This window comes from Flavobacterium sp. WV_118_3, assembly GCF_039778605.1.
Taxonomy (GTDB): Bacteria; Bacteroidota; Bacteroidia; order Flavobacteriales; family Flavobacteriaceae; genus Flavobacterium.
Genome location: NZ_CP156060.1, coordinates 1,457,145 through 1,483,465, shown reverse-complemented (window position 1 = coordinate 1,483,465; position 26,321 = coordinate 1,457,145). Strand labels below are relative to the sequence as shown.

Here is a 26,321-nt window from a genome sequence, read left to right as displayed (position 1 = left end):
CCAACAAAATTTAAACAATATCATTATGAAAAAATTAGTATTTGTAGCCGCTTTAGCATTATGCGGAACTATTGCACAGGCGCAAACTATCGAATCAAGAAGTGGTGGTACGATAGCAAAGATTAGTAGTAACGGAACAATTGAAAACAGTAGTGGTGGCACTATAGGTTATATAAAAAATGACGGAACTATAGAAAACAAAAGTCACGGTACTATAGGTTATATTAAGAGTGATGGTACTATCGAAAACGGAAGTCACAGTACTGTAGGATATGTAAAAAGTGACGGTACGGTAGAAAACAGAAGTCACGGTACTATCGGTTATGTTAAAAGTGATGGTACGGTAGAAGGCAGTAGCCACAATACTTTAGGCTATGCAAAAGGTGTGAAAAAAGAATGGGCTGCGGTAGTATTCTTTTTCTTTAACTACTAACATTTTGGCTTCCCGTTTTGCTCGAAGACGCGGAAAAGTTTCCTTCTGGAATTTAATTAAAAAACGAATATACCCAAAAAAGTGACCCAACAAAAAAATGAATCAAAAAGCACAGGAATGGGCAGAAAGCTATTTTAGCCGACTGGACAAAGTTATTGAAGAATTACGCCATCACGATCTGGTAAGTCAGGTTAATGTTATTAAATATCCCGGAGCTACGGAGGAAGAATTGGCCGATGTTGAAACACAAGTCTATGAGAGGCAGTTGGAAAACAGCGAAGATTATGGCGCCATGGCACCAGACGAGCCCTTTGCTTTTAATCCGTTTATACGGGAATTTTACAAACGCAGTAACGGTCTTCATATTTCATGGCATTCGGTTCTTTTCCCGGAAGCTGAAATCGAAGAAGATCCGGACGGCGAGATTCCTATAGCCAAAGACGACGATGACTATAAAGAAGGTTGGATCTCGATTCTTTCGGCGGAATGTCTGGCCACCCAACAAGGTTTTTATTTATATGGCGAGCCGCAGGAAACCGATTTGGGTGAGTCTGTACAAAGTGACGGAGGATTATTGCATTATATAGACGGATTTAATTATTACCATGATGCCTGTATGATACTTGAAAACGGTAATCCTACAATTGCTTTTGGCGATGATCACAGTGCTTCGTATGACACGCCACACGAGTGTGACTTTGTTATTTATATGGAGTATGCGCTTGCTACGTTTTTCTCGGTATCATGTCGTTCCAAAAAATTGCGTTTTTCAGACAAGAAAACGGTTTATCCTAAACTGAAAAAAATGGTGCAAAGTCAGGATTACAGTGACCTTGCAATCGTACTTAAAAACTGTAAGCACACCGATATTGATTCGGTAATTGCTTATGGTTATAAGAAAAAAGGGCATGAATATGTCCAGGAAGACCATAGGGAAGGGTTACCGGAATCGCTACAAGAACGTTTAGGTTTACTAATAAAATAACCAAAATGCTGTCCACTTAAGTAGGCAGCATTTTTAATGAAAAAATTATGAGTGCAAACTATCACATAAGAGTACAATCATTAGAAGAAGATACGTTAACGGTTGCCGTTTTTTTAGCGGACGATAGCTTTGGCTGTTTTGCCGACGAAGAATTTGCGTTACGCTTGTTGTGCAGTCCCGATAACGTGTATAAGTATGACGACGATTATAATCAGGTGGCGAACTGTCCGCTGGCAGAAGAGATAAGTGTCGACAATTACCTTGACGAACGTTGGATCGTGAACCATAGTATTGATTTTATTGCCAATATCAAACTGGTAAGCCTTAACAATTTTCCTTATGAAGATTGGGATTACAACCGCTGGAGTAATGCCATTTCCATAAATAGCGACGATACGCTCGATTTTACGAATGTAGAATCCGATCATCCGGGTGGCGTGGTAGCCATAAAGGTTCTTAAACCGGAATACCTGCAACATTTTAAAGCAGGCGACACGTTTAGTACGGCGGCCTATTCCTCACAAAATATGGACGAAACGCATTATGAGACTATCGGTAACTGGATGTTTTCGGAAGAATAAAACCATATGAAAAACATACAATTTGCGCATTTTGATAAATTCAACGATGCGGCCAACTATCGCAAGGTAGCTGACAATATTTACCAGGGACCGGACGAGGAGCATCTTTTCGGACTGCGCTACGAGCTGGAAGAAGAGGAGGACTCACAATATCCGTTGGAAGACATATTAGATAAATTTTATTTATACATTTCTGATTTTGAAGATGAAGAAGCCTTTGCCGATTCCCGTAACGTCACAATCGAACTAAGCGGCGAATTGGAAGACATTAAAGCGGCGACAGCGGCGATCATCGGCAAAAGAGTCTACAATCAGGAATATAACGATGAACAAGGCGTTACACGTGTAAGGCTGATCATAGAATAAGTATACAGTAATGAAAAAAAAACTTAACCTTTCTCATTCCAAAAAGAAATCGAAAATAGAGGGTTTTCCAAAGCTTAGCGACTGTCTTGTCGAGGCTAAGGAATTCAATAAAAAATTAATGCCCATCGTAAAACTGGATGGCGGAGTAGTGGACGAAAAATGGGAAGGGATACCTTTTACCTTTATGCTCCAAAATGTAGATGTAGATCGTATCGACTTCAAACTGGAAGAGGGCAAATACCAGCTGCTTGCTCCGCTTAAGTTCCGAAAACTGGAAGAATATAGTGCATCGGATGTAAAGCGCGAGTACCTGCAAACCACGGCCGACAAGGTCGAAGAGTTGGATTATCAGCAGGTAGACCACTATAGTAACGACGGTTTGTTACAATACTCCGGATCGCTTTCATATAGCCCTAACAGACGTTTAGTCTATCATTATGAAACTATTAACGGCGTGCCGATGCCGGTTACCAAAACCGTACAACATTTCCTGGGTAACGGAGAATGGCTGGACTTGGAAATATTTACCTACGATTATGATTCCGATGGTTTTTTAGACAAGACTACCACACAACAACCGGCACGTGATATCAGGATGACCGAAAAAATGACGTACAAAAAGACGCGCAAAGGATATACAGGATCCAAGGAATTAGCGCCACACCATCTTCCTGTAGTGGATCCGGAATTAGGAAATCCTTACGCAAGAGTACCTTTTTCGGCAGTGTTTAAGGAAAGTGAAACCGACTGGAATGTTACCATCGGAGGACGGTATATTATTGGTAATGAAAAAGAAAATCGCCTTGCCGCTCAGGGAGAACTCATACACCTGCATGCCTTTAATCATTTTTATGATCTGAATTCGGGGCTTATTAAGTATACCTGTGAAATCGAAAATTGGGATGATATAAATGTTAAAATCAATTGGAAAGACGAGTTGCCCGATACCCTTGAATATACTTTTAGTTGTCCTGAAAAAAACGACCAATGGTCTTTAAATTACATGGAAAAGAGTGCTACGAAAGTCATCATGGAACAATGGGAAAACAAACATACCATGGAACATCTGGGACATGAAATACAGATAACCAATGAAAACAGGCATGGTACAAAACATTATACGCTTTCAGGGCATTATACCTTGCCACAGGTTATCATGATGATTAGGACCCAAAGTTATTTATGGTGTGATGATTTTGAGCAGCAACGAATTTCCGACAGGATTATGAATACAAGCTATAGAGAACCTGTGCTTTTAAATTTTACTTATACCAAAACCAAAACCGGTATTGATCGTGTGGCACATGTGGTGAAAATTAAAGAAAACAAGACTGAAGGAAAATTACGACTTGGTAAACCGGATTGGGTGCAGCGCAACGAAACGCCACGTGACCCGGATGGTAAAAAAATGGAATTTGTAGCGCAGTTGGATCATAGTAATATGTTTGGTACACTGTACCTGTTTTATTCTGAAAAACACCAACTGATCTCGCAGGTTTTCCAGTGTTCCTAATTGGAATCCACGTACAAAAAGTATCGTATAAAACCAATAAAAAAGCCGCTCTAAAAACTAGAGCGGCTTTTTCGTATTTGGTAAAAAGATTATACGGTTTCTTTTTGTGTCATGCGTAAATAGGTTTCGATCAGCGAAGCGAATACAATGGTCAATACCGCTCCGATAATATTCAGCCATAGGAAACTTACCACATCCAGATAATAGATATAAAAAATGAGTAACTGACTAAAAGTGGCGGCCCAGAATACCGCTTTGGCTTTAATATATTGGATATAAAAAGCGATCAGGAAAATACCCAGTACGGTTCCGTAGAAAATGGAACCGACAATATTCACCAACTGAATCAGGTTTTCAAACAAGGTTCCCACACAGGCAAAAAGAATGGCGATCAATCCCCATAGAAGAATAAAAAACTGCGTAGCATTTACATAATGCTTTTCGTCTTTTTCGGTTTTCAGATTTCGTTTGTAAATATCGATGGTCGTCGTCGAGGCCAAAGCATTTAGTCCGGAAGCCGACGAAGACATTGCCGCCGAAAGAATCACCGCCAGTAACAGTCCGATTAATCCCTTAGGCAGGTAATTCAGGATAAAGTGAATAAAAACATAATCCTTATCGTTGGTTTCCGTTTTCGGATCGGCTTTTGTGATCAGGTCTTTGGCCTCTTCGCGCAGGTCTTTTTCTTTACTGGATAACGAAACCATTTTTTGTTGTAAAATAGGATTGTCGAAATCCTGTTGCAATTGTCCTACATAGAGCATACTGATTTCCTTTTTTTCCTCCTGAACCTGATCCAGTTGTTTTTCCAGTTTTTGGTACTCCGCTTTATACGGCGAATGTTTGACCGTTTTGATATTGTTCGGATTAAAATGCAAAGGAGCCGAATGAAATTGGAAGAATACAAAAACCATAACACCGATGAGTAATATAAAAAACTGCATCGGTACTTTTAGAAGGCCATTCATAATAAGTCCCATCTGACTTTCCTTGATCGATTTTCCGGTTAAATAACGTCCCACCTGCGACTGATCGGTTCCAAAATAGGAGAGGGCCAGGAAAAAACCACCGGTGATACCACTCCAAAACGTATAACGGGTTTCCGGATCAAACGAAAAATCCACGATATTCATTTTGCCATTGGCTCCGGCAATACCCAGGGCATTACTAAAACTAAGTTCATCCGGCAGATAGCTTAAAATCAGGAAAAACGTAATAAACATCCCGCTCATGATCACAAACATCTGCTGCTTTTGTGTCACGTTCACGGCTTTAGTACCACCGGAAAAGGTATAAATAATGATCAGTAATCCGATGATGATATTCATCAGCGTCAGATTCCATCCCAATAGCGAAGAAAGGATAATCGCCGGAGCATAAATGGTAAGTCCGGTTCCCAATCCTCTTTGAAAAAGGAATAATAAAGCCGCCAGGGAACGGGTTTTAACATCAAACCGCTGTTCCAGAAATTCGTAGGCTGTAAACACTTTTAAACGATGATAGATCGGAATAAACGTGATACAAATCACCACCATGGCAATAGGTAGTCCGAAATAAAACTGCACAAATCCCATTCCGTCGTGATACGCCTGACCCGGAGTGGACAGGAATGTAATGGCACTGGCCTGTGTAGCCATAACCGACAAACCTACGGTCCACCAGGGTGTTTCGTTATTGCCGAGAATAAATTCTTCGACGTTTTTGCTTCCTTTGGTTTTTAAGGAACCATAGATCACAATAAATAATAAGGTTACTGATAATACGATCCAGTCGATACTCTGCATGGCTTAAGTGTACATTTGCATTAAAAAATAAAACAATAGTATATAGAACGCATTCAGGATCAATACCAGCGTATAGCTTTTTCTCCAGGAAGTGGGTTTGTCTATCATGTGATGCTGTTTTTATAACCGGTAATCCGGTTGATGAAACCACTTTCGAAAATACAAAAAAGTGGTTTTAGTTTTTGATTAGTAACGATTTAAAATGACTATTTTCCGACGGCAATTAAATTGGCCATCAAGCGAAAAGCGCCGGAAACACCTTCGGGCAACTCGCGGAAAAAGCTCAATCCGGTGTAGATATAATAGCCTTTACCGTATTTGGCAACCAATAAGGCACCTTTTTTAGGCGTTTCGCCTTTGTCGTTCGACTGTAAGATCGGTGTAAATTCGCTACTCCATTTGTCCGGATAATACAAGCCCTGTTCCTGAACCCAACCTTTAAAATCGTTTTGCGTAATGGTATTCGGATAATTCAGCACTTTGTTTTTAGGATCCAAAAACGTCACGGTCGCGTTTTCTTCTGTAACCCGGTCGGATGATATTTCCAACGAATACGGCGCTATATCCTGAGTGATCAAATTACCGGTGGTATTGTATTGTACGATCATGGTACCGCCATTCTGCACATATTCAAATAAAAGCGGTTGTTTAAACTGTAACGCTTCTACAACATTATAGGCGCGGATACCGACCACCACAGCATCAAATTTTTCCAACTGACTACTGGTGATTTTTTCTGGTTTTAACAACGTCACGGTATAACCCATTTGTTGTAAACTTTGTGGCACCTGATCGCCGGCACCCATAATATAAGCAATATTTTTTCCTTTGGTTTCCACATCGGCACGGGTAAATTTCGCTTCGGCCGGAAGCAGTACCTGTTGTAAGGCAATATGCGGATAATCGATAATGATTTGTTGATGATCAAAACGTTCTCCTTCTATCGTAGCAACGGCTTTGGCGGTGGCTTCCGTAGCATAATTAGGAGGCGTTACTTCAAAAGTCACGGTTTTTTCACTTCCTTTTTTATGAAGCTGGAACGGCATATATGCCGGAGTCACTACCCAACCGGCAGGTAATTCCAATTGTATCGTTCCGCTGCAATCGTCTTTGCCGGCTTTTACTTTTATCGCAACCGATTGTTTTTTCTTGTCTTTAAATAACTGAACTTTATTCAGGATTTCGGTCGTTACCTTTGGTACTACGTCCAATGGGCGGTAGACTTCTCCTTTTACCGGATCGTTGTATTTATAGATGATTTCGCGGGTAAATGGAATTTGTACGCCTTCGACCAAAATAGAGAAGGTTACTTTCAGGTTTCGGATAATGTCCGGATAGCCTATTTTTTGCTGATCATTTACAGTATACATTCCGGTAGTTCCTTTTTCATTTAACCAGTAAGGCGACGTATACGGAAGGTCTTTCGGTACTTTTACCGTAATGGTTTCACTTTCGAAAAGATTATTTTTTAACGGATAACTTTGTTCCAGTGTCTCGTTTTGAGGAATAAGCTGTAACGCCAGTAATTTCATTTCGACCGGACTGCGGTTAATGGCTTCCCATTTTACTTTGAGATTGCTTCCGGGTGTAACCGATTGTTCTTCAGCAACGGCTTCAAGATACAATCCGGCGCAGTTGGCAATGATGTTTTTAACTTCTTCCAGTTTTATTTTTTTCCAGTGACTATCGTCCAGTTGTTCGATCTGGCGGTATACTTTTGTCAGATCAAAAACAGATGCGGAGGGATTTTTAAAATCAAAACATTTTAGAATAAAATCGATTGTTTCACCAATAGGCGCACCGCCTTTAACGCGTTTCCAGGAGGTATCGATACCTTCAAAAAGATTTTGCTGATCGGTTATTCCGTCCCCTTTAATCAGTTCCAGGTATTCCATATCTTCACCGCGTACTCCGGTCGAACCAAATCCCTGGGATTGGTGTTTGCTACGACTTAACGCAGCGATTTCCTGATTGGATTTCCCAAGAGAAGGGAAGTAGACGCCCGTTCTCAGGTTGATATATTTGGATTTATCGGCTTTTTCAAACTTATCTCTTCCGCCAAAAAACCACCAGGAAACGTTAAAAAACAAACGTTTCGGTTGCCATGGTTTTACAAATTGCAATTGCGACGGTTCGAAATTAGGATCATTCGCCAGCGTAAACAATTCCTGCGAAAGCATAGCCGACGATGTATGATGTCCGTGGGTGGTTCCCGGTGAGCGATGGTCAAAACGGTTAATGATGATATCCGGCTGGAAGTTTCGGATAATCCAGGCCATATCGCTCATTACTTTTTCTTTGTCCCAGATTTCAAGCGTTTCGGTAGGCACTTTCGAATAACCAAAATCGTTGGCACGGGAAAAAAACTGTTCACCACCATCGGTTTTTCGGGCTTCGATTAGCTCCTGCGTACGGATAACACCGAGAAGTTCGCGGAGTTCGGTTCCGATTAGATTCTGACCGCCATCACCGCGGGTTAACGAAAGATAACCCGTACGGGCTTTGGTATTATTAGCAAGAAACGAAATCAACCGGGTATTTTCATCGTCCGGGTGCGCCGCAATATAAAGCGCCGAACCTAAAAAATTTAATTTTTCAATCTGGTTGTAAATTTCAGATGCGGTTGGTTTTTTAGGTTGTTGGGCAAAGGAATGTTGAAATAAGAGTAGTAATAGTATACAATAATAGGGTAGTTTTTTTGTCATGATCAATTTTAAGGTTGGCTTTCCAAATATAGTGTACCTAACTGTTAAAAATAAAGGCAAAGACGTTAAAATTGTCTTTGCCTTTGAATTTATAAGGATCATTAGCGTCGGCCGCCTCTGCCATTTCCATTTTCACCGCCACGTCCGCCGTGGTCGTTACCTCTTCCGTTTCCGTGATCATTGCTTCTTTCGTAGCTTCTGCCATTATTACGGTTTTCGGCTCTTTCAAAGCTTTTACCATTCCCCTGGTTGTTATCGGCAGTTCGGTAGTCCATTCGGTAGTCGTTATAACGTCGTTCTTCACGTCGTTCGCGATAATCGTTATCGCGTACAACCGGTTGTACTACTCGTACGTCACGGTATTCAACACCCCCTCTGGGTCTTGGCTGATAGCTTACCTGAGCCGGACCGTGATAGCCTCTGTAGTATTTTATCTTGTGCGATTTGTAATAGATATAAGGATTTGGTCCGTAATCATGTAAGCATACTTTGTAAGCACCATACAGATCATAGTGTCTGTAACGTCTTGGTAAATAAGCGGTGCGCACCCATCCGCCGTTGCTGAAATAGATAAACATCGCTGTGTTTATATCGTAATACATTTCAATATCCGGCAGATAATAATAGCGGATATCGGTATATCCTACAGGACCCCAGGCGGGAGGTGTTCCAATGTTTACATTTACGGACACCTGTGCATTCATACTTGACATGGACAGCAACATTCCCAACACCAATATTTGTATAGCTTTCATGATAATCGAATTTTTAATTAAACAATTTATTTGGGTTGTTTAACTAAAACCAAGTATTGTGCCAAAAAATAATTTAGAGTGTTTCGAAGTGATGAAAATGCTAAAAATAAAATGTAATGTGTTGATTTTTAATATTTTGTCGTTTCGTTAAAATTAATCCATAAACTCTTTTTCTTCCGATTGATGGGTGATAATCGAAATGGCTTTTTGCAGTAAAAGATTATTCGGATAGGTAATTCGCTCGCCATCTTTTGTTTTTAGTAACGCATGAAAAGTGGTAATATCTTCGATTTCGGCTTCGATTGGGAAATCTTTATCGTGTATTTTAATGATATCGCCGATTTTAAACGGAAACGAAAAAAACAGGATAATTCCAGCCGTGACGTTACTCAGGATCGACCATTGTGCAAACATGGCTACGCCAATTACGGCAAACATAGACGACATAACCAAAAGGATATCATCGGCTTTAACGCCCCAGATTACAGTAAGCGAAAGTACACTCAACGCTCCGATCAGGATACTGATATATTTGATCACCAAATTACTGCGGCGTTCCATGGTATGCGAAAGCAATGTAAAACGCTTTACAAGTTTGGTCGCCAGAAAACGGATAATGGCAAAAAATAGTAACGTAATTATAGAACTGATGATCTGGGCGGTGTATTCATTACTTATCATAATCGAAAGGCTTTATTTCACAAAGATAAGCAAATGTTGAAAGACTTTATCTACAGGAAGCCCTACAACATTATTATACGAACCCTCGATACGGGCAATTGCCACGAGTCCGATCCATTCCTGTATACCGTAGGAGCCCGCTTTATCAAAAGGCGAATAATGATCCAGATAATACTTGATATAATTGTCCGGCAACGGATTAAAAGTGACTTTAGTAAACTCATGAAAGGTTACCCGTTTTGTTGTGCTTGTAAGACAAACAGAAGTGATCACCTCATGGGTTTTTCCCGAAAGTGACCGCAGTGTTTCAAAGGCATCGTTATAATCTTTGGGTTTTCCTAACGCTTTGCCTTCGTGCCATACAATGGTATCGCTGGTTACCAGAATATCGTTATCGGCCAGTTCGCCGGTAAAGGCATTTGCTTTTAATTCGGCCAGATAGTCGGTAATTTCCTCGGCTTTTAACGTATCGGGATAGATTTCTTCGACCTCTTTTAAACGGATTTCAAAATCCAGATCCAATTCTTTAAAGAAATTCTGGCGTCGGGGAGAACCGGACGCCAGAATGATATTGTGGTTTTTAAAAAGTGTATTAACCATGATACTGCATGTTTAGTGTGATCACAAGTATGGAAAGAATTCCGAAAAATAAAATCAGTTTTAAAACCAGACTCAGATGGCGGAATTCCATTTTTGTTTTGGCGCTCCATATTTTGATCAGGAAATAGAGTAGTGGTCCTATTACAAAAGCCAACAGGTAAAGCAAAACAAATTGTAAGCCCATTAGATTCTGATTGATATAATAGAGCAAACTCGTAATAGGGATAAACGCCAGTGCAAACGCTAGTTTGGCTGCACGTGCTTTTCCGATAGCAATAGGTAAGGTATTCATTCCGGAATTATAATCGCCATCCATATCTTCGATATCCTTAACGATTTCCCGTATAAAGTTGATCATAAATGCAAATACGGCATAATCCAAAAGGATTCGGAATAAAACGCTTAACTGTGCTTGGTTTGTGTCGTTGATCATCGGGAATAAATCGAATATTCCGACTATAATAACGCTAACCGAAAGTAATAGTGCTACAATAAGATTTCCGATAAGCAGGCTTTGTTTTAAACTGGTAGCGTATAGATATAAAGTCGCTGCGATTACGATAAATAAGGCCGAAAAACCGGCTTTTCCAATCAGATTCGACAGGTAAAATCCGATTGCAACACCCACAATATTACTACCGATATAGATATTATAAGCCATACCTTCGGAAATAAATTTCCCAACCACAAGATTTTCGGGTTTGGAAATACGATCCGTGTCCTGATCCATAATATTATTGATCACAAAGCCTCCTGCAGCGATACAAAGTGTCGCCATTACCAGCAGAATATACTGAAAATCGGATAGGGCTAATACCAGTCCGGGTTGTTGTTTTAAAAAAGCATAATGAAATAACAACTGCATCAGTGCGATCATTAGCAGGTTTTGATAGCGGATTAACTTTAAAAAGTGCATCATATAAAAGAACTTAAATTTTAGTCGTATTGCGCATCAAAATGTTCCATCCATTTCCCCTGAACTTTCATGACTTGTTCGATTACATCGCGAACAGCGCCTTTTCCACCGTTTTTATGCGAAATATAACGACAGATTTCTTTGATTTCCGGTGCGGCATCCTGCGGACATGTTGGTAATCCGACTAATTTCATCACATGGTAATCCGGAATATCGTCGCCCATATACAGGACATTTTCAGGATTGATTTTATAGATATCGGTAAACTCATCAAAGGTTTCTACTTTATCCGGTACACCCAGATAGATATCGGTTATTCCCAGATTGCGAAGGCGAATTCGTACCCCTTCGTTGCTTCCGCCGGAAATAATACAAACGGTATAACCATTTTCAACGGCAGCTTTCATCGCATAGCCGTCGCGGATATTCATATGGCGGAGCATTTCTCCGGTTTGGGTTACGTGTATGGTACCATCGGTTAAAACACCATCGACATCAAAAATAAAAGTAGTGATGTCGTTCATTAATTCTTTGTAACTCTTAGACATTATTTTTCTGTATGGATTCTGTTAGTAGTTGGTATAATTTAATTCGTTCGGGATTATCTTGTAAAAAGTTCAGATGCCTTTCGATTGTTTTCTGATCCCTACGGATAGCCGGGCCGGTTTGTGCCGCTTTTGGTGAAAGGTCTTTGATTTTATCGGCCGTTTCCCGGATCAGCGGAAAAAGAATTTCGAAAGGGATGTTGTTTTCATGACAAATTTCGTCTCCGATTTGGTAGAGATAGTTCACAAAATTACACGAAAATACGGCAGCGACATGCAAACTTTGACGTTGTGCAGAATTAATTCGGAAAACTTTATCCGAAAGTGCTGTGGCGATCATTTCTAAAAACGCATAATCATCCTCATTTTCAGCTTCCAGACATAATGGGATTTCGGTAAAATTGACCGCTTTGTCTTTTGAAAAAGTCTGCAACGGATAAAACACTCCTTTTCTGTTTTTTGGATCCAAAACATCCATTCCGGCACTACCCGAAGTGTGGACTACTAATTTATTGGTAAAATTGAGTTGTTTCGAGACTTCCGGGATAGCATCATCGGATACGGCAATTATATAAACATCGGCTGCTTTAAGCCCGGAGCTATCGGAAGTGATACGATTTTCCGGTACCAAATGTGATACCGATTGGCTATTCCGTGCGAACACCTGAAGTAGTGTTACCGTGTCACTTTTTAGAAAAGCAGCAATCAGATGTTGGGCAACATTACCCGAACCGATAATAGATACGTTAATCATAGGGCTAAAGTAATAAAAATAGTTTGTTTCGGGTGTAAGGAATTATAGTTCTTAAAATTATAACAATATCTCATTTTGTTATTTTTTCGCAATTTTTGATTTTTTTAAAATATGTTCACAATTTGTGAATATTGTAGCAAATGGATTTTAGGTAATTTTTGTAAGGATAATAATTGTTTTTTAAAAATATACAGTATTATTTTACAGGTATTTACTGAAATATGTAGGAGTTTATTTAACATTGGATATATAAGTTTATTTTTTCTTGTATATTCTCAAAATGTGTAATACTTTTATGTGTAGGAATAAAAGTTCACAATATATGTCCTTTATGCTTTTTGGAATTTTATTTTAATAGTGTTAAAAAGTTACATTTATTGATTGTATTGATTTCATTTGTTCCGGATTATTTTAAAGCGGAAAATAACATATTTAATGTTTTTAGAAAGAGAATCCTTTGATCCGGTACTAGAAAACCAAAATCCCAAAATTATAAGTAATCGCCATTTTGTTTGAATAAGTAGCTATTTAACACGTAGCAAGACAGCATAAATGAAAGATTAATAGCTTTCCGGCAGCTCCTGTGAGTTGTCAGACAGTTCTTTATATAGTTGCACAACCTAATTTAAAACTATTGCTTATGAATTGGAATTTTACCTTGAAAAAATGTTGTAAAAGGCTCTATCTGCTCTTTTCGGCATTTTTCTTTTTCGTTCAAGTTGATTCCCATGCACAGATAAGTTATGTGTATGCTAATCAACTGCTTGGTAACAACAGCCATGTTGCTGCACCGGGCAATGCGGTATCGGTTAGTACAACCGATTACGCTACACTGGAATCCTACGGTGGTATTGCCATTAATTTGGGCTCGTACACCGGTAGGATAGAGCTGGGATTCCCGACTACTGTCCCGGCAGGAACCACATCTTATGTAAGAATTCAAACCGATGCCACACTTTTAAATACACTTCTTGGAGGTGGATTAGGAGGTGCGTTGGCAAATCTTACAGGAACATTGGCACTTGGCAATCATTATTTTGAAGTCCGGGCAAAAGAAACGGGTAATGCAACGCCTGTTTTTACAGCTTCGTCGATTAATGGTTTTGCAAACGAAAACGCCCGGCTTGTATACGATGTTAACGGTAATTATTACATCGCGATTACGCCGAGTGTAGCGTATAATAGCATCGAAATAGAAGATCTTACGAATACCTTATTATTAGGGACACTAAATACCTTACGGGTTTACAGTGCCTTTCATTTTTCGGGAAGTGATGTTTGTAATCCGGCTTTTGCGACTTCCTATGATGGTACCGGAGGAACAGTCGACATATTAGGAGTTGGTGGCGCCGGAGTTGCAAATCCTCAAAATGCTATCGATAACAGTGATACTACTTTTTCACAGGTGAGTCAGGGGGTATTGACAGTAGCGGGAACAATCAGTCAGACCATTTATTTTGCGACACCATCAGCAGCAACCGATCAGTTTCATCTGGTTTTACAACTCGATGATCCGTCGTTACTCAATTTGGGTGTTTCGGATGGAATTAAGATCGAAGCCTTACGGGGAACCAGTGTTGTCTATTCGTCGGATTTGGGTTCCTTACTCAATCTCGATCTCTTAGGATTGCTCGGTTCCGGAGCAAAAACAGATGTAGTATTTACCCCGGGGCAAGCTTTTGACCGGGTAAAAGTAACAATTTCCTCATTGGTACAATTAAACGCTACCAAAACAGTAAAAATATTCGATGTGTACCGTTCGCCGGCCAAGCCATCAGTAACAGCCGGAAACCTGGCCATTACGGCTTGCGGCGGTCAAACAGTGAATTTAACCGCTTCGACGGCTTCCACAAACGAATTGGTATGGTTTAACAGTCTTACCGGAACGACACCATTGGCGGTTACAGCCTATAATGTGCCGTATGTACTGAATAACGTAACGGCGAGTGCTACTTATTATGTAGCTACCCGTCAGATAGGATGTGCCCGACTTTCAGAAAGAGTTCCGATACAATTAACGGTACACCCATTGCCAACAGCTTCGGATATCACCATTAATGCCAATATAAACGCATCGTGTATGGGTGTGGCTGTTGTAGCACCAACTACGAGTTTAACAGGAGGTGTTTTTAAATATTATACCGATCAGAACAAGACACAGGAAATTACCAGTGGATTTTCCGGACATCCGGGGCTTACGTATATTAAAAATGATGCACTCGGAACACTTGCTATTAGTGGATTAAATGCCTCAAATACACCCCGAAATTATTATATCGCGATAGAAGTAGCCGGATTGTGTGAAAACGCAATCAATACACTGGCTGCTGTACAGGTAGGGCTGGGGGCCGAAACACCATTAACGGTATTGGCTTCCATTTCCGGTTGTGGTTTTGTAAACCTTAGAGATGCCATCACCAATTTTGATACTTCAGGAGCGACAACCTATACCTTCTATGATAGTAGTAATAACCCAATCACGGCTGCGGTTGCGGCAAATATCACGACGAGTGGAACCTATTATATAGAGGCTTTTAATCCGGCCGATGCTTGCGCCTCTGTGCGTAAACCGGTAGTAGTAACGGTTAATCCGCTACCGACACTTCAGGTAAACCCTACAACCTACACAGTGAACCTTGGTGGTACGGTTACCTTACAGTCAACGTCTAATGCTACAGTAACCTGGTACAACCAAAGCGGAACGGCTTTAGGGTCCAACGTAGCCGGTCCGTTTACAACAGCGGGGTACTACACCTTTACAGCGGTAGCCAATAACGGACTGTGTTCGGTGAGTCTTTCCGTAACGGTAAACGTAATAGATCCGGCTAACTGTCAGGTATTTTTAGATCGTGTTTATGCCGATACACAAACTTCCGGATCGATCATCACCGGAGGTGTTACAAACGGCCCGCTGGCGATTGATCATAATCCACAGACGTTTTCAACTATTACAACCGGTTTGGGACTATTGGGAATTGGTACAACCTGGCAAAATATCCAGTGGAATACGACCATTCCGGCCGGAACACCGGTTACTGTAAAAGTAGGAAGCGAATTTAGCGGATTGGCGTTACTGGGAGCTGTAACGGTTATCGGAACCAAAAGAGATGGTTTGGGTAACCCGATTGATATCGGAACCCTGCAGCAATTATCAGGAACATTATTAAACCTGTTACCGGGTGAAAACAACTTCGAATATACCTTTGTACCGTCCAATAGCACTGGGCCGAAAGCCTACGATGGTATTCGGATCCAAATCGGTTCGGTATTAAGTGTAGCGCAAAGTGCCCGTATATATGAAGCTTACTATCATAAAGTAGCTGATCCGGTAGTTTGTCAGCCGGGTGATGTAGAAGATGTGTTCTATGGCAATATCGACCTGGGAATTGGTGCGTTAACCAGTACGGTTGGCGTAACGAATGCCTGGAATGCCGTAGATAATAATCACGCTACTTTTGCAACCATGACAACCGGAGTGGGTGTTTTAGCAGCATCGGAATTGACCGTGAAATTCCGATCAATCTCACAGGAAAATGATGTGGTAAAAGTACGAATGTCACGACCAAGCACGGTTTTAAATCTTGGACTTATAGCTGGTTTTAGTATCCAGCGTTATATGGGGAACAATCCGGTTGGATCCGAATTAGATGGTAGTAGTAATCTGCTGACCCTGCAATTATTAAACGGAGGAACAGAAGCTGTCTTGATAACCAATGCAACATCACCGGCTTTTGACCGTGTTCGTATCCGGTTTGGTGGTGCGGCCAGTGTATTAAACGCCTTACAGATTCATTCCGTAACCCGTGAAGCAGGAATTGATGTTGTGGGAAGCGGTGGCGATCGTATTATCGAAGTATGTTATGGCGATGAGGTGAAAATTGCCCCTATCGACTGTACGACTTTTAACTGGTATGACGCACCAACCGGAGGTAATCTGGTAACCAGCGGAACGTCCTATACTATTCCATATAGTCTTACGGTTGGCAGTCATAATTTCTATCTGCAACCGGTACGAAGCGGATGTGAAGTGATGGAAAGAACACAAATCACAATAACCGTTCGTGCGACTTCTCCACAAGCATCTTTAACCGGAATACAGATCAATTCCGGCAATGCTACAACCATTTGTAGCCCGACGGGTGCTGTGACGTTAACAGCGCAACTAAACAGTACACCTGCGGTAACGAATCCGATCTATTACTGGTATAGTTTTGATGGAACGAATCAGACTTTAATTGCCGGACAATCGACGGCAACATTAGCCTTAACCGGATTAGCACCGGGAACCTATACCTATTATGTAGGTGTTAGTTCCGATCAATTCTGTGCTACTTTACCGGCCGAAAGAAGATCGGTTACCTTTACCATTTTGCCGGCATCGACTGCTGCTGATATTACGGTAAGTGATGTACAGCACTGTCTGGTTAATCCGGCTCCGATAACGATTCAACCTACAAGTACGCTGACGAATCCGGTATTTACCTGGTATTTTACAAATGATATCAACCAACCGATTACCAATGGAACGGTAAATGGTGTAACCTATAGTATAGCGGCTAACGGAACGTTAACCGTTACCGGATTAACAACGGCAAACAGTCCGTATACCTATTATGTAGCGGTAACAAGTAATACAACCTGTCAGAATTTGCCGGGAACATTACAGGATGTTGTAATTCAGATCAATGATACCGCAACACCAACGACCAATAATATGACTCAGAATTTCTGTAAGTCGACTAATCCGACTATAGCCTCAATTCAGGTCAACGAAGCCGGAGTAATCTGGTATAACGCGGCAACCGGTGGAACGGTAGTAGCATCCACTACGCCATTAACAACGGGAACCTATTATGGTGTATTGGTAAATGCTACCACGAATTGCGAAAGCTCCATCCGATTGGCAGTTGCGGTTCAGGTAAATGATGCGCCAACGCCAACTACGAATAATGCGACGCAGGACTTCTGTAAGTCAACCAATCCAACGGTAGCGTCAATTCAGGTAAATCAAACCGGAGTAATCTGGTATAACGCGGCAACTGGTGGAACGGTAGTAGCATCCACTACGCCATTAACAACGGGAACCTATTATGGTGTATTGGTTGATGGCACATCAGGCTGTGAAAGCTCCATCCGATTGGCAGTTGCGGTTCAGGTAAACGATGCACCAACACCAACTACGAATAATGCGACACAAAACTTCTGTCAGACTGCGAATCCAACCGTAGCCTCAATTCAGGTAAATGAAACCGGAGTAATCTGGTATAACGCGGCAACTGGTGGAACGGTAGTAGCATCCACTACGCCATTAACAACGGGAACCTATTATGGTGTATTGGTTGATGGCACATCAGGCTGTGAAAGCTCCATCCGATTGGCAGTTGCGGTTCAGGTAAACGATGCACCAACACCAACTACGAATAATGCGACACAAAACTTCTGTCAGTCGACTAATCCAACCGTAGCCTCGATTCAGGTAAATCAAACCGGAGTAATCTGGTATAACGCGGCAACCGGTGGAACGGTAGTAGCATCTACCACACCATTAACAACGGGAACCTATTACGGTGTATTGGTTGATGCCACATCCGGTTGTGAAAGCTCCATCCGTTTGGCGGTAGCGGTTCAGGTAAACGATGCACCAACACCAACTACGAATAATGCGACGCAAAACTTCTGTCAGTCAACCAATCCAACGGTAGCGTCAATTCAGGTAAATGAAACCGGAGTGATCTGGTATAACGCGGCAACCGGTGGAACGGTAGTAGCATCTACCACACCATTAACAACGGGAACCTATTACGGTGTATTGGTTGATGCCACATCCGGTTGTGAAAGCTCCATCCGTTTGGCGGTAGCGGTTCAGGTAAACGATGCACCAACACCAACTACGAATAATGCGACGCAAAACTTCTGTCAGTCGACTAATCCAACGGTAGTGTCGATTCAGGTAAATGAAACTGGAGTAATCTGGTATAATGCACCAACCGGTGGAACGGTAGTAGCATCTACCACACCATTAACAACGGGAACCTATTACGGTGTATTGGTTGATGCCACATCCGGTTGTGAAAGCTCCATCCGATTGGCTGTTGTGGTTCAGGTAAATGATGCGCCAACGCCAACTACGAATAATGCGACGCAAAACTTCTGTCAGTCAACCAATCCAACGGTAGCGTCAATTCAGGTAAATGAAACCGGAGTGATCTGGTATAACGCGGCAACCGGTGGAACGGTAGTAGCATCTACCACACCATTAACAACGGGAACCTATTACGGTGTATTGGTAGATGCCACATCCGGTTGTGAAAGTTCCATCCGATTGGCAGTTACGGTTGAGGTAAATGATGCGCCAACGCCAACTACGAATAATGCGACACAAAATTTCTGTCAGTCAACCAATCCAACGGTAGCGTCGATTCAGGTAAATGAAACCGGAGTAATCTGGTATAACGCGGCAACCGGTGGAACGGTAGTAGCGTCTACCACGCCATTAACAACGGGAACCTATTACGGTGTATTGGTTGATGCCACATCCGGTTGTGAAAGCTCCATCCGATTGGCTGTTGTGGTTCAGGTAAACGATGCACCAACACCAACTACGAATAATGCGACACAAAACTTCTGTCAGTCAACTAATCCAACGGTAGCGTCGATTCAGGTAAATGAAACCGGAGTAATCTGGTATAACGCGGCAACCGGAGGAACGGTAGTAGCATCTACCACACCATTAACAACGGGAACCTATTACGGGGTATTAGTTGATGCCACATCTGGTTGTGAAAGCTCCATCCGTTTGGCGGTAGCGGTTCAGGTAAACGATGCGCCAACACCAACTACGAATAATGCAACGCAAAACTTCTGTCAGTCGACTAATCCAACGGTAGCGTCAATTCAGGCAAATGAAACCGGAGTAATCTGGTATAATGCACCAACCGGTGGAACGGTAGTAGCGTCTACCACACCATTAACAACGGGAACCTATTACGGTGTATTGGTTGATGCCACATCCGGTTGTGAAAGTTCCATCCGATTGGCAGTTACGGTTGAGGTAAATGATGCGCCAACGCCAACTACGAATAATGCGACACAAAACTTCTGTCAGTCAACCAATCCAACGGTAGCCTCGATTCAGGTGAATCAAACCGGAGTAATCTGGTATAACGCGGCAACCGGTGGAACGGTAGTAGCGTCTACCACGCCATTAACAACGGGAACCTATTACGGTGTATTGGTAGATCCAACATCGGGCTGTGAAAGTTCGGTACGTTTGGCCGTTGCGGTTCAAATAAACGACGCACCAACGCCAACGACCAACAATGCAACTCAAAACTTCTGTCAGACAGCGAATCCAACGGTAGCGTCGATTCAGGTAAACGAAACCGGAGTAATCTGGTATAACGCCCCAACCGGCGGAACCGCAGTAGCATCCAACACACCATTAACGGCAGGAACCTATTATGGTGTACTGGTTGATCCGGTAACCGGATGTCAGAGTTCGATCCGATTGGCAGTAGTGGTTCAATTCTTTAATGGAACACAGGCAACCATCACAGGCGGTTCGCCAACAGCTTGTATCCAGGATCAGGTGACCTATACGACCAACACCGGAATGTCAAATTATGTATGGGTAGTAAGCAGCGGTGGACAGATTGTAAACGGTGGAACAACAACCGACAATACAATTACCGTACTGTGGACACAAATCGGAGCCAATACTGTTAGTGTATCCTACAACGATGCCAACGGATGTAGTACCAGTAATTCGGCTGCGATGAACCTGAATGTAACGAATTGTTCGGATATCACGATTACCAAATCGGTAGACAATCCGACGCCGTTTATTGATGACAACGTAGTCTTTACGATTACTGTTACCAATACAGGTCAGGCGCAGTTCCAGAATATTATTGTAAACGAAGCAATTCCGAATGGTTATGCGTTTGTAAGTATGGTAGTTTCCAACGGAACCTATAACAACAATACCGGAATCTGGACGATTCCGACGCTAAATGCCAATCAGGTGGCGACGTTACAACTTACTGTTAAAGTTTTATTCTCAGGCGACTATTTGAATACGGCTACGATAACGAGTTCCGACCCGGTAGATGTAGATGTGAATAACAATACCGCCAGTGCTTCAGTAGAACCGAAATGTCTGGTGGTATACAACGAATTTACCCCTAACGACGACGGAGCCAACGATGTATTCACGATTAAATGTGCCGAACATTTCCCGAATAACTCCTTAGAAATATTCAACCGTTACGGTAATCTGGTTTATAAAACAAGATATTACCAAAACGACTGGAAAGGAATTTCGAATGTCAACGGAACGTTCGACGGATCCGTTTTACCTACGGGAACATATTACTATGTTTTTGATACGGGAGACAATACAGGTACTGTTAAAACCGGATGGGTTTATATCATGAGATAATCATGATATAACCTTTCCAAAGTTTTTTATCAATTAAATACGACGCAATATGAGAATCAATATAAAACTAATAGCCATCAGTTTTTTAGGAGCGGCATTTTTGCTGCCTCAAAAGACAAAAGCACAACAAAATCCGGAATATACGCAGTACATGTACAACACCATCACGATTAATCCCGGATATACAGGTTCGCCCGGAGTACTGGAAGCCAATTTATTGCTCCGTTCGCAATGGGTTGGGATCGATGGCGCTCCGAGAACAGGAACGTTGGGCGTACATTCGCCTATATCCGATAAAATCGGTTTGGGACTTAATGTAATCGCCGACAAAATCGGTCCCTCTACAGAGACGTCCGCTTCCGGAAACTTTTCATACACCCTGAATCTGGGCTATAAAGCCAGATTGGCATTCGGTTTAAAAGCCGGGGCCAGGGTTTTAAATGTCGACTGGTCCAAAGGGCGATATTTAGACAGTAATGATGTATTGTTAAACAATAATATTTCCAATAAGATCATGCCATTAATCGGTGCCGGTTTGTACCTATATGGCGAAAAGTGGTATTTGGGAGCATCCGTTCCGAATTTTATCAAACAGGATTATTACGATGACATTCAGGAATCGGTAATGGCCGACAAACTACACTATTATCTTATCGGAGGATATGTATTTGATATAACAGACGGACTTAAATTCAAACCATCCGCAATGTTAAAAGCGGTTTCGGGAGCACCATTGGCTGCCGATTTATCGGCAAATTTCCTGATTCAGGAAAAAGTTACGTTGGGCGCTTCCTATCGTTGGGACGACTCGGTGAGTGCGATGGCCGGATTGCAATTCCTGGATCATTTCTTTATCGGATATGCATTCGATTATTCCACAACCAAATTAAACAAATACAACGATGGAACGCATGAAATCATCCTGCGTTTCCAACTGCCACCGAAATCATCAGCAATTAAATCACCACGATTTTTCTAATACCGAAGTATATGAAGAAAATACTATTTTTCAGTCTGTTATTTTGTATCCATTTTACCTATGCTCAGCAAAAGCTTAAGGACGCCGATAAACTATTTCACGGAATGTGTTATGTAGATGCGGCCAAAGCATATGAAGAATATTTGGAAAAGGAACCCAATCCGTCGATACAAACGTTAATGAATGTAGGGGATACGTACTATTATCTTGGTGATATGCGTAAAGCCTTAACCTGGTATAAGAAATTATATACGGTACAGGGGCAAAACCTGAACGAAGTATATATGTTGCGCTATACGCAGACACTTCGTGGTGTACGCGATTATGAAGATGCGAATAAGATCACTAAAGAGTACCTGAAAGGAAAAGGAAATCAGGATATGATTGCTAGTTTTAATGCCCAGCAGAAATACAATGACAGTTTGGCACAGAAACCATCACTATATAAAATTGTACCGTTGGAAATTAATACGTCGTATTCCGATTTTGGATCGACTTTCTATGGAAACCAGTTGGTGTATTCGTCCAGTAAAAAAGGAGGAAAGCTGATCAAACGACTATACTCCTGGAACGAACAACCTTTCCTGTCGTTTTATGTAGCCGATAGAAATGCGTCGACAGGTGCTTTGTTTAACGAAAAGCCGTTTTACGAAGAAATCAATTCCAATTATCACGATGCGACCTTAACGTTTTCACCGGATTTAAAAACGATCTATTATACAACCAATGCGACCAAAAAGAATAAAAACAAACTGAAAAACGACAAAGAAGGCGTGAACAACTTCCAGATCTTCCGCGGAACGATTGAAAACGGAAAAGTGATCAATATCGAAAAAATGTTTTTCAACAGTTATGAATACAGCGTTGGACATCCGTCGTTAAGTCCGGATGGGAAATGGTTGTTTTTTGTGTCCGATATGCCGGGCGGATATGGGGAAACCGATATTTATGTAGCCGAAGTTTTTGCCGACGGAAGTATTAATACACCGCAAAATCTGGGACCAAAAATCAATACGATCGGACGGGAAATGTTTCCGTATTACAACAACGGTGTATTGTATTTTTCATCCGACGGGCATTACGGTTTTGGCGGATTGGATGTGTACGAAAGCAAACATTCCGGTAAGTTAAATTTTGACGAGCCTAAAAACCTGGGCGAACCGATTAATAGTAATAGAGATGATTTTTCTTATATCGTTGATGCTGAAACCAAATATGGTTATTTTTCGTCCAATCGTGACGGAGGTAAAGGCGATGACGATATTTATTTCTTTACGAAGTCAAAAGCCGAATGCAATCAGTTTGTATCCGGAACGGTTGTAAGTGCAAAAACAAAACTGCCTATTGCCGGTGCGGCCATAAAAGTATACGATTCGTTTGGCGATTTAAAATTCGAAACTGCTACAGGCGAAGATGGTAAATACCAGATCACGATACCGTGTAGTGCGACCTATAAATTCGATGCTTCGAAAGAGGGATTTGCAAACCAGGATAAACCGGTTGTAGCTAATGCTAAAAATGAAGCAAAATTGTCAGTAGATTTCGAGTTGGCGAAACTGGAAGATTTTACCGTAAAAGATGGTAAAAATGAAAAAATTGATGTGAATCCGATTTATTTCGATTACAACAAATGGGATATTACACCACAAGCGATAACCGAATTGGATCGCGTGGTTTATGTAATGCGAACTTTCCCGAAAGTAAAAATCAAAATCGAATCGCACACTGATTCCAGAGGAACGGATTCCTACAACCTGAAATTATCGGATAATCGTGCCAAAGCAACACAACGGTATATTATCGAATCCGGAATTGAGCCGGACCGAATTTTAAGTGCGATTGGATATGGCGAAACGCGACCAAAAAACAAATGCCGCAACGGAGTAAAATGTACCGAAGCGGAATATGCGGTGAACCGTCGTTCCGATTTTATTATCGTAGAAAAATAAATTAGACTTAATAAAAACAAAAAGGAGTTCCAGTCGGAACTCCTTTTTTAATTAAAGATATCAAGAACACCTTTTATTTTCCAAATCTCATCTATTTTGTCTTTCTTGATCTCATTTTTAGCAGAAAAGATCGACTCTTTTCGCGATATAAGTGTTAATTGTGATTCGTCAGTTTCATTTTGTAAAACTTTAGACATATACAATCCTTTTTCTTTACTGATCAAAACAGCATACGAATTGCTGGCAATATCGTTGGCGCTGGCTTCTTCGCAGATTACGAAAGTATTTTCTTTAATATCCGGTTCCATTTCGGAAGTATTCACCTGAAATACCATCGAACGCTTTTGTTGCAAAAATGGGATATTAATAGTTGGAATATCGCTTCTTTCAAGATTTAAATCACCGGTAGTATATTGAAAAAGCATCTCTTTCGTAATAATTGGTGTTGTTTTTTTCTTAAAGTTGAAGTTCTCATTTCCAAGGAAAATCTCGTTCAGATCAATGTTAGCTTTGTTACATTGCGCGATGATGGATTCATAGTCGAGTGTATTTCGCTTCTTCCAACTGGAGATGGTGTTCGGCTTAATATTCAGTAATTCGGCTAATTGTGCATCTGTTTTTATTTTAAAGACCTTTTTAACACGCGTTAAGATACTTTTCGCGGTTTGTATGTTTCCCTCTTGCATTTTCAGGTTCTAATATAATTATCAATTCATTAACTGTTCCTAAACTATTTTGTCAAAAAATATGCCATGATTGTAAGGAAAATTATTTTTTTTACAATAAGGTGTTCTTTTTTTAACAGCGCTGTAAAATGGAATTAATTTACTTATATAAATAATTTTGGATTTGAATTACGGTTTTTCCGTAATTTTTACAACAGAACAAAAATAATTACTTTTTTGGTTTTTAGGAACATAATTTTCACAATTATTTACTAAAAATCGCAAGACGCTATTTTTTATAAGAAAAATAGGAAAAATAATGCCATTCCTTTAAGGTTTATCATAAAGAAATAACAGGTAAATATGGGAGAAAAGTGCTAACGTAAACGTTCGACAAGAATAATGGAGCGATAACCACTGCCGGATTTTCCGGTAATGGTATAGGGAACGGATCCATCGTTTTGAACCGAAAAATAAATCGGAGTAGAGGCAGCTGTCAGGGTAAGGAAGTCGGTAAAAATACAATCGTTTTTTACTAAGTCGGCTGCAATCCCCAAACTTAAAAGTCCGGTAGCATTAAAATTGGAATACTGACGGGAGTATTCCGTTCCGTTTACATAAAAACGAAAGGTGATATTATTGGTAGTCGAAAGACTTAATAAGCCGCTACTACCGTTGGTATAGGATGCTTTGAGTGTGATTTTATAGGTTCCGGGTGGTAAATTAATAAAATCTTTATCAGTCGTCAGATTGCCACCTTCGGTAAAGGAGCTTCCGGTTACGGTATTGATAAAATTGTTGCCGCCCATTTCGGTAGCGTCGTTATTATCTTTAAAACGGATGGCTTTTTCGGTAGTGTCATAAGTAGCCGTATTGAGTCCGATACGGATTAATTGACCGGCTACATTTTCGACTTCCGATAAACCGACCTCGTTATTTGCGTCACGCACCATAAAAAAAGTCTTAGTAGAGGTTGTTTTGGTGGCAAGATTTTCAAATTTCACATAATCGTTATTGGCATTAATCTCGAGACGTTTGGTCGGATTGGTTTTTCCGATGGCGATATTTCCGGCAGCCGTAATGCGAAGTCGTTCCAGGCCGTTGGTTCCAACTACAAAATCGGCATTGTCTTTTGTACCGATATAGTCACCATTTGCGGCTACTCCGATGGCAGCGGTAGAAGGAGAAGTACCTTCATTGCCATAATAATTCCATCCGGAAACATAATTCCATTTGGTTTTGTTCCAGAAATAAAAACCGTCAGGTTGCGGATCGTTATTATCGGTATCGTCCAGATAAATCAATAAACCGGTGGCACTGGGATTTGAAGCCGGAAAATTATTGACTCTGGGGACTAAAATTCCATCGGTATTTGTAGGGGTTAGGCTGTTTGCGATGGAAATATCCAGACTCGATTTCGGAGTTGTAGTACCGATGCCGACCTGAGCAAATACGGAAACACAAGATAAAGCTAAGATAAAAAGAAGGGACAATTTCATATTAGGCAAAAATTAGAAGTTGACAATGGATCTTTAAAATCTAATAAATCGCATTTTGTGTATAACTATGTGATTTAGTGTTACTAATTTAGCTAAAAATACAATTACTTTAACAGGTAATTTTACTTTTTTATTCGCAAAATGAGTATTTTGTAAAAATATTCGCGCGGC

At 41.0% G+C, this 26,321-nt stretch carries 18 protein-coding genes; 8 read left to right on the top strand and 10 right to left on the bottom strand.

Translation table 11 applies throughout. From position 1 onward, the window contains the following. The first annotated feature begins 25 nt into the window (after nucleotides 1-25). The 5 genes from ABFU83_RS06790 to ABFU83_RS06770 all read left to right on the top strand — a co-directional run bounded on the left by ABFU83_RS06790 (nucleotide 26) and on the right by ABFU83_RS06770 (nucleotide 3,878). Nucleotides 26-433: a 5-fold beta-flower protein gene (locus ABFU83_RS06790; protein ID WP_347069793.1), complete on the top strand. Its 408-nt coding sequence runs from the start codon at nucleotides 26-28 to the stop codon at nucleotides 431-433. A gap of 97 nt (nucleotides 434-530) precedes the next feature. Continuing rightward, nucleotides 531-1,418, top strand: coding sequence for a hypothetical protein (locus tag ABFU83_RS06785; protein ID WP_347069792.1), 888 nt, complete (start codon nucleotides 531-533; stop codon nucleotides 1,416-1,418). A 47-nt stretch (nucleotides 1,419-1,465) separates the two neighbouring features. Next, nucleotides 1,466-1,999, top strand: a complete 534-nt coding sequence (locus ABFU83_RS06780; RefSeq protein WP_347069791.1) for a hypothetical protein — start codon at nucleotides 1,466-1,468, stop codon at nucleotides 1,997-1,999. A gap of 6 nt (nucleotides 2,000-2,005) precedes the next feature. Beyond that, nucleotides 2,006-2,365, top strand: coding sequence for a hypothetical protein (locus ABFU83_RS06775; protein ID WP_347069790.1), 360 nt, complete (start codon nucleotides 2,006-2,008; stop codon nucleotides 2,363-2,365). Nucleotides 2,366-2,375: 10 nt separating this feature from the next. Continuing rightward, the gene (locus ABFU83_RS06770; protein WP_347069789.1) at nucleotides 2,376-3,878 is read left to right on the top strand and encodes a hypothetical protein; all 1,503 of its coding nucleotides are present in this window, start codon (nucleotides 2,376-2,378) and stop codon (nucleotides 3,876-3,878) included. An 89-nt stretch (nucleotides 3,879-3,967) separates the two neighbouring features. Here the strand turns inward: ABFU83_RS06770 and ABFU83_RS06765 are convergent, their stop codons facing one another. The 8 genes from ABFU83_RS06765 to ABFU83_RS06730 all read right to left on the bottom strand — a co-directional run bounded on the left by ABFU83_RS06765 (nucleotide 3,968) and on the right by ABFU83_RS06730 (nucleotide 12,618). Next, on the bottom strand, nucleotides 3,968-5,662 hold the full coding sequence (locus ABFU83_RS06765) for a sodium:solute symporter (RefSeq protein ID WP_347069788.1): 1,695 nt from the start codon (nucleotides 5,660-5,662) through the stop codon (nucleotides 3,968-3,970). A 206-nt stretch (nucleotides 5,663-5,868) separates the two neighbouring features. Further along, nucleotides 5,869-8,367, bottom strand: coding sequence for a PIG-L family deacetylase (locus ABFU83_RS06760; RefSeq protein WP_347069787.1), 2,499 nt, complete (start codon nucleotides 8,365-8,367; stop codon nucleotides 5,869-5,871). A 101-nt stretch (nucleotides 8,368-8,468) separates the two neighbouring features. Then, the gene (locus ABFU83_RS06755) at nucleotides 8,469-9,122 is read right to left on the bottom strand and encodes a hypothetical protein (protein ID WP_347069786.1); all 654 of its coding nucleotides are present in this window, start codon (nucleotides 9,120-9,122) and stop codon (nucleotides 8,469-8,471) included. A 153-nt stretch (nucleotides 9,123-9,275) separates the two neighbouring features. Next, entirely contained in the window at nucleotides 9,276-9,803 is a 528-nt protein-coding gene (locus tag ABFU83_RS06750; RefSeq protein ID WP_347069785.1) for a mechanosensitive ion channel family protein, read from the bottom strand. A gap of 12 nt (nucleotides 9,804-9,815) precedes the next feature. Beyond that, entirely contained in the window at nucleotides 9,816-10,403 is a 588-nt protein-coding gene (locus ABFU83_RS06745; protein ID WP_347069784.1) for a Maf-like protein, read from the bottom strand. Next, complete coding sequence (locus ABFU83_RS06740) at nucleotides 10,396-11,322, bottom strand: geranylgeranylglycerol-phosphate geranylgeranyltransferase (protein WP_347069783.1); 927 nt, start codon at nucleotides 11,320-11,322, stop codon at nucleotides 10,396-10,398. Before ABFU83_RS06740 ends, ABFU83_RS06745 begins: the two co-directional genes overlap by 8 nt. A gap of 17 nt (nucleotides 11,323-11,339) precedes the next feature. Continuing rightward, on the bottom strand, nucleotides 11,340-11,867 hold the full coding sequence (locus ABFU83_RS06735) for an HAD-IIIA family hydrolase (RefSeq protein WP_347069782.1): 528 nt from the start codon (nucleotides 11,865-11,867) through the stop codon (nucleotides 11,340-11,342). Further along, nucleotides 11,860-12,618 carry a Rossmann-like and DUF2520 domain-containing protein gene (locus ABFU83_RS06730; RefSeq protein ID WP_347069780.1) on the bottom strand — a complete coding sequence of 253 codons (759 nt, stop codon included), beginning with the start codon at nucleotides 12,616-12,618 and terminating at the stop codon, nucleotides 11,860-11,862. Before ABFU83_RS06730 ends, ABFU83_RS06735 begins: the two co-directional genes overlap by 8 nt. A 640-nt stretch (nucleotides 12,619-13,258) precedes the next feature. On the opposite strand from ABFU83_RS06730, the gene ABFU83_RS06725 reads away from it, so the two are divergent. Genes ABFU83_RS06725 through ABFU83_RS06715 form a run of 3 tightly spaced genes read left to right on the top strand, consistent with a single transcriptional unit; the run spans nucleotide 13,259 to nucleotide 23,986 of the window. Further along, nucleotides 13,259-21,058, top strand: a complete 7,800-nt coding sequence (locus ABFU83_RS06725) for a gliding motility-associated C-terminal domain-containing protein (RefSeq protein ID WP_347069778.1) — start codon at nucleotides 13,259-13,261, stop codon at nucleotides 21,056-21,058. 49 nt (nucleotides 21,059-21,107) lie between these two features. After that, entirely contained in the window at nucleotides 21,108-22,037 is a 930-nt protein-coding gene (locus ABFU83_RS06720) for a type IX secretion system membrane protein PorP/SprF (protein ID WP_347069776.1), read from the top strand. Nucleotides 22,038-22,048: 11 nt separating this feature from the next. Then, the gene (locus ABFU83_RS06715; protein ID WP_347069774.1) at nucleotides 22,049-23,986 is read left to right on the top strand and encodes an OmpA family protein; all 1,938 of its coding nucleotides are present in this window, start codon (nucleotides 22,049-22,051) and stop codon (nucleotides 23,984-23,986) included. Nucleotides 23,987-24,033: 47 nt separating this feature from the next. On the opposite strand, the gene ABFU83_RS06710 is transcribed toward ABFU83_RS06715, so the two are convergent. Together ABFU83_RS06710 and ABFU83_RS06705 are read right to left on the bottom strand one after the other, a co-directional pair. Beyond that, nucleotides 24,034-24,672, bottom strand: coding sequence for a helix-turn-helix domain-containing protein (locus ABFU83_RS06710; RefSeq protein ID WP_136401390.1), 639 nt, complete (start codon nucleotides 24,670-24,672; stop codon nucleotides 24,034-24,036). Between the two features lie 356 nt (nucleotides 24,673-25,028). Then, nucleotides 25,029-26,150, bottom strand: coding sequence for a hypothetical protein (locus tag ABFU83_RS06705; protein WP_347069772.1), 1,122 nt, complete (start codon nucleotides 26,148-26,150; stop codon nucleotides 25,029-25,031). Between the last annotated feature and the right edge of the window lie 171 nt (nucleotides 26,151-26,321).